Source organism: Sulfurimonas sp. (assembly GCF_032250635.1).
Taxonomy (GTDB): Bacteria; Campylobacterota; Campylobacteria; order Campylobacterales; family Sulfurimonadaceae; genus Sulfurimonas.
Genome location: NZ_JAVVFL010000151.1, coordinates 1 through 5439, shown reverse-complemented (window position 1 = coordinate 5439; position 5439 = coordinate 1). Strand labels below are relative to the sequence as shown.

The following is a 5439-nucleotide window of genomic DNA, read 5'->3' as shown; positions in this document are numbered from 1 at the left end:
TTAGCGTCAAGCCTTATGGCGGAGAGTTATGTCTATGTCGGTGCATCAAAGGCAGATATAATGGAGCAGTCAACAACCACTTTTAGTATCGGTTACGGTTTTAGCAAAGTCTTTAGCAACTGCGTTATGGCTGGGTTTAGTACTGCATACCATCAGGGCGATTTTGAGGATAGCAGTGCGATGGGCAGCTCTTGGTTTAACGGTATTGGTGTAGATTTTCACTTAGGGTACAGCCCGACAAAACCGCTTGCACTCTACGGCATCGCAGGCTATCAGGTGCAAGCCATCAGCTCAAGCACATCGGCAGACGGTTTTGGTTATGGAGCAGGAGTTTCTTACAAAGTGCTTGAACATGTAGCACTCGCACTGGAGTATAGAACATACGATATGGAAGTGCCAAGTTTGGACTACAAGTACGACTATGACACAGTAGATGCGCTTATCCGCTTTGTGTGGTAGGAAAATCCTAAAATTACGACAACTACAATCTTTTTTGTGTCTTGCTTGGATTTTGTCTGCAATCTAAAACAGCATAAATATAAACTATATCTTCTTTTTGTTTGTAGTAGATAGCAAATGGAAATCGTTTTGAGAGGAGTCTGTAATAGCCATTTATCTTTACATGAATTGCTGCATACAGATACAAAGAATCAATGTCGGACAAGATAGAATCTGAAAAATAAGTTCCTAAATTTTTACTTTGCGCTTCATAAAAGCGCACGCCGTTTAAAATGTCGTTTTCTGCTTCATCTAAAATTTCAATTTTCATAAATTGAGTTTCTTAATCTCTTTTTTGCTTCAGATAGTGAGGAAAACTTAAGCTCTCCATCTTGGATTTTTTTCTCTCTTTGAGCAAGTTCATCATAATGCCACTGAGGTGAAAAACCATTTGCAGAAGCATTCTGGCTCAAATCTTCCCACAACTCCTCCATCATCAAAAACTTATCTGAAATACTCATTTTTTGCAAATCCAAAGCTTCAAGCATGATACAAACTCCTTTTTTTTATTACTAGCATTATAACACAATCAAAATTTTAGAAAAAATTCTCAATATATTATCTCGCTTGTATAGACGAGGAAAAATTTAATCTATTTTATAACTCTCCTCTATTCTCCATTATCTGATTATAAGTCATTTATAGTAAAATTACATCCATAAACTACAAAAGGCAAACATAGTGAGCATTTACAGAGAGTATGACATCAGAGGGATTTACGAGAAAGAGTTAAACGAGCAGAGCGTTGTGCGTATAGGTTACGCGCTTGCTTCAAAAATCAAAGGCGAGTATGTAGCTGTCGGTTATGACGCTAGAAGCCACTCTCCTGTTCTCTTTGAGTACCTTGTTCATGGACTAAATGCCGGCGGCAAAAAGGTTCTGGATATGGGGCTTGTTCCTACTCCCGTAAACTACTTTACCAACTACCAAGAGTGGGACGGTATCACTCCCTCTGCTTCTGTTATGATTACAGGCTCTCACAATCCAAGCGAATACAACGGATTTAAGATAACCATAGACAAAGCGCCTTTTTTTGGCGAGGATATCTATGCTCTGGGTCGTGAGTGTGAAACGATGGAGTTTCCTGAAGCTGCTCAAAGAGAGGTAACGGAGATAGATGCGGTTACAAGGTATGTTGACTTTCTTATCAGCGAATTTTCTCACCTCAAAGATATGCCGACACGCATCGTTTATGACTGCGGAAACGGTGTTGCTGGAATCGTTACCGAGAGAATTTTTAGTACCTTAAGACTCAACACAGAGGGTCTCTACATTGAGCCTGATGGCACTTTTCCAAACCATCATCCAGACCCTTCCGATGAACACAACCTTGAGGATGTAAAAAAGCTTTTAGAAGCTGAGGGCGACATAGCTTTTGCGTACGACGGGGATGCTGATAGAATTGCCGTACTTACACATAAAAACAACATCAAGGGCGACATGATGGCACTTCTGTTTGCCATGAAGATGGATAAGCCGACCGTCGTGGGCGAGGTAAAGTGTTCACAAGTAATGTATGACGAGCTTGAGAAGCGCGGTGCAAAAGCGGTTATGTACAAAACAGGTCACTCGAACATAAAGGTAAAGATGCAGGAGATTGGTGCTGACCTTGCGTGTGAGGTGAGCGGGCATATATTTTTCAAAAACCGCTATTTCGGTTACGATGATGCCATCTACGCAACGCTTAGAATGTTGGAGCTTATCCATGACGGAGTTGATCTCGACGCGGAGCTTGCAAAACTTCCGAAGGTTTTCTCAACCGAGGAGATAAAAGTCCACACAACCGAGAGCGAGAAGTTTAAGATTATCGACAAAGTAAAAGAGCTTCTCAAAAATCCTCCAGAATCGTTTCCTGCCATCAAAAATATCATTGATGTAGACGGAGTACGCATAAACTTTGAACATGGGTGGGGGCTTGTTCGTGCTAGCAACACGACTCCGGTTCTTGTTACCCGCTTTGAATCGACCTCAGAGGAAGAAGCAAAACTCTACGAAAAAGAGATGAACAATCTTATACAAAACGCAAAGGATGCTCTATGAAAACCCACACACTTATAATGCCGCTTGACATGCACCTCCATCTTCGCGACGCTGTAATGCTTGAAAATGTAGCGCCTCTTAGTGCCTACAGTTTCAGCGGCGCTCTAATCATGCCAAACCTTGTTCCGCCCGTCACGACACTCGAAGATGTAAAAGCTTATAAAGAGCGCATCATTACAGCGGTTCCAAACGACTACTTTGAGCCTTACATGACGCTTTTTTATAAAAACTACGGCAAAAAATTTCTAGCCGATGCAAAAGAGCATATTACGGCTATTAAGCTCTATCCTGCAGGAATTACTACAAACTCTGAGGGCGGCGTTTCATCATTTGACATAGAGGAGATGCGTGAGACGTTAGAGGCTATGAGCATTCTTGGGATTCCTCTTTGCGTTCATGGCGAGACTGACGGTTTTGTGATGGATAGAGAGGCGGAGTTTATGAGCATCTACGAGCTTCTTGCTACCAACTTTCCTGATTTAAAAATCATCATGGAGCATATTACGACAAAAGAAGCGGTTGCGATGCTTGATAAACACAAAAATCTCTATGCGACCATCACCGTGCATCACCTTCTTTTAACGCTTGATGACGTTGTAGGTGGGATGATGATGCCGCATAACTTCTGCAAGCCGATTGCAAAAAGACCGGAGGATTTGGACGCGCTTTTGAGCGTTGCTCTTGAAGCGCATCCAAAGGTGATGTTTGGTTCAGACTCGGCACCTCACTCAAAAGAGAAAAAAGAGTCCTCGGCATGTGCGGCCGGAGTTTTCAGCGCGCCGATAGCGCTTCAGCTTCTGTGTGAAATCTTTGAGCAGTACGATAAACTTGATAATCTTCAAGCTTTTGTAAGCGACAATGCTCAAAACATCTATGGAATTTGTCCTGAGTTTAAAGAGGTTGTTTTAAAAAAACGCCCTTTTGTTGTACCTGAGACCTACAACGGTGTTATCCCGATGTATGCAAGCAGAGTTATAAACTGGGCGATAGAGAGCATTGAATAAAATACTGCTGCTTGAAGACGACATCCTCTTTGCAGACACCATTATAGACCTTCTGCAAGATGCCGAGTATGAGGTAACGCATGTAACAAACGGGCAGAGCGCTATTGAGATGACCTATGCTCACAAGTTTGACCTCTATCTTTTGGATGTAAACGTGCCGATAATTGACGGCATGACGCTTCTAAAAGAGCTTAGAGATTCTGATGACAAGACTCCTGCCATGTTTTTAACATCCCACAAAAGCAAAGAGATATTAAAGAGAGGCTTCTTAAGCGGTGCGGATGATTACATGACCAAGCCTTTTGATGTAGATGAGATGCTTCTACGCATAAGTGCTATTTTAAAAAGAGCAAACAGCACTGCTACAGACTCCTGCGAGCTTCTTCATCATGACACTCTCCACAGACGAATTCTCTACAAGAACCAAGAGCTTGATCTCTCCAAAAAAGAGTATGAGCTGCTGCTGCTGCTTATGAAACATATAAACAACACCGTGCCAAAAGAGATGATCTTGGATGAGCTTTGGAGCAGTAGCGAAGGCGGGAGTGATGGGGCAATACGGGTATATATAACGCGCATAAAACATCTTATTTCCGAAATAAACATCGAAAACGTAAGAGGCATAGGGTACAGACTTGTTTCGTAATCTGCGCATTAGCATTTTTATCTACTATCTGCTTACCGTTACCGCGCTGATGGGCATTTTGTACTACTTTACCTCGGTGGCAGAGGTTCAAAACAGCTCTTTGCTCTTTTTAGTACTTTTTGTACTAACCCTCTTTGCGGGGGTGATTATATCAAAACTCTCTATTGACCCGCTCTTTGAACATGTAACAAACCTTCAAAATCTCTCAACCGAGACACTTCATGAGCTCAATCTTCCCATAAGCACCATCAAAACAAATATACACATGCTAAAGAAGAGTCTTGAGAGTGAGAAAGATTTCAAAAGAGCCGGTAGAATAGAGAGCGCATGTGAGATGCTGCAGCAGCGCTACAACGAACTTGACTACATGATAAAACTTCAGAGCGCGAACATTACATACGAAGAGTTTGAGCTTAGTGAGCTTGTTAAAAGCAGAGTGGAGTTTTTAGGGCGCATCTACCCTCACATGGAGTTTGAACTCCAACTCTCGCCGCACCATATAACGAATGATAAAATAGGCTTATCAAAAGTAATTGACAATCTTATAGACAATGCAGTAAAATATTCACGAGATATTCACAAAATAAGTATAAGATTGCAAAACTACTCTCTTTACATAGAAGATTACGGTTGTGGTATGGATGAGGTAGAACTTATAAAAATTTTTGACAACTACTACCAGAGCAACAACAATATGAAAGGTTTTGGCATAGGGCTTAGTATGGTAAAGCGATTTTGCGATGCCAATACAATCACGCTGAACTTTCAATCCAAACCGAATATCGGAACGACGGTTACTTTAAAATTTAAGGAAAATTAGTGGAAGAAAATATTTTAGCATATGCGGAAGTAGCACTCGATTACGGAGTTATGGGACTTCTTGTCCTTATGAGTATCGTTACTCTTTGGCTCTTCATTGAGAGAATGATGTTTTATGCAACTGTAGATGTGCAAAAGTATAACCATAGAGATACTTTAGAGATGGAGCTGACCGACAACATCAGCGTTATAAGTGCCATTGGCTCAAATGCTCCATATGTAGGTCTTTTGGGAACGGTTATCGGTATTATGCTAACCTTTTACACAATGGGCGATGTCGGCGCAATCGATGCAAAAAAGATTATGGTGGGACTTGCACTTGCACTAAAAGCTACGGCTATGGGGCTCGTTGTAGCTATGCCGGCAATTGTCGCTTATACTATTTTACTCCGCAAAGTCGAGAAGATACTTACGGTATATGACGTCACTCAA

The 5439-nt window shown here is 41.6% G+C and carries 8 protein-coding genes; 6 read left to right on the top strand and 2 right to left on the bottom strand.

Annotated elements, in window-relative coordinates:
* On the top strand, window positions 1–459 hold a 459-nt coding region (locus RQ763_RS09035; RefSeq protein ID WP_314152497.1), incomplete at its 5' end, for an outer membrane beta-barrel protein.
* Window positions 460–481: 22 nt separating this feature from the next.
* Here the strand turns inward: RQ763_RS09035 and RQ763_RS09030 are convergent.
* The gene (locus RQ763_RS09030; protein WP_314152496.1) at window positions 482–769 is read right to left on the bottom strand and encodes a type II toxin-antitoxin system RelE/ParE family toxin; all 288 of its coding nucleotides are present in this window, start codon (window positions 767–769) and stop codon (window positions 482–484) included.
* Window positions 759–986: an addiction module protein gene (locus tag RQ763_RS09025; RefSeq protein WP_314152494.1), complete on the bottom strand. Its 228-nt coding sequence runs from the start codon at window positions 984–986 to the stop codon at window positions 759–761. Before RQ763_RS09025 ends, RQ763_RS09030 begins: the two co-directional genes overlap by 11 nt.
* Window positions 987–1179: 193 nt before the next feature.
* Here RQ763_RS09025 and RQ763_RS09020 point away from each other — a divergent pair, with 193 nt between their 5' ends.
* The 5 genes from RQ763_RS09020 to exbB all read left to right on the top strand — a co-directional run.
* The gene (locus RQ763_RS09020) at window positions 1180–2538 is read left to right on the top strand and encodes a phosphomannomutase/phosphoglucomutase (RefSeq protein WP_314152492.1); all 1359 of its coding nucleotides are present in this window, start codon (window positions 1180–1182) and stop codon (window positions 2536–2538) included.
* Entirely contained in the window at window positions 2535–3542 is a 1008-nt protein-coding gene (pyrC, locus tag RQ763_RS09015; protein ID WP_314152491.1) for a dihydroorotase, read from the top strand. The genes RQ763_RS09020 and pyrC overlap by 4 nt, the downstream gene beginning before the upstream one ends.
* Window positions 3535–4188: a response regulator transcription factor gene (locus RQ763_RS09010; protein WP_314152489.1), complete on the top strand. Its 654-nt coding sequence runs from the start codon at window positions 3535–3537 to the stop codon at window positions 4186–4188. The genes pyrC and RQ763_RS09010 overlap by 8 nt, the downstream gene beginning before the upstream one ends.
* Window positions 4178–5008, top strand: a complete 831-nt coding sequence (locus RQ763_RS09005) for a HAMP domain-containing sensor histidine kinase (protein ID WP_314152488.1) — start codon at window positions 4178–4180, stop codon at window positions 5006–5008. The genes RQ763_RS09010 and RQ763_RS09005 overlap by 11 nt, the downstream gene beginning before the upstream one ends.
* The coding region (gene exbB, locus RQ763_RS09000; protein WP_314152486.1) for a TonB-system energizer ExbB at window positions 5008–5439 on the top strand (432 nt) is incomplete at its 3' end. The genes RQ763_RS09005 and exbB, both read left to right, overlap by 1 nt.